The 215-nt window shown below is 60.5% G+C and carries 1 protein-coding gene; it reads left to right on the top strand.

Annotation, left to right across the window (positions count from 1 at the left end):
- On the top strand, positions 1–215 hold a 215-nt coding region (locus AC3A5O_RS28870), incomplete at both ends, for an immunoglobulin-like domain-containing protein (protein WP_487754030.1).

Here is a 215-nt window from a genome sequence, read left to right as displayed (position 1 = left end):
CAAGGTCCGACCACCGTCACCGAGTCGATCAAAGATGCATCCGGCGGCAACTTGGAAGCCATTGCTCCAAATACTGCGCCAGTCAGCACCGTGGTTAGCGACGTCAACGACACCACCACCGTGACATTGACCGCCACTCCGACCGTGAACGAAAACGGCACCATCACCTACACCGCCACCCTGACCGGTCCCGACGGCAAACCCGTCACCGCACA

Source organism: Pseudomonas sp. Soil_N_39, assembly GCF_057655955.1.
The sequence above is the reverse complement of the archived record's forward strand: the minus strand, read 5'-3'. Positions and strand labels throughout refer to the sequence as shown.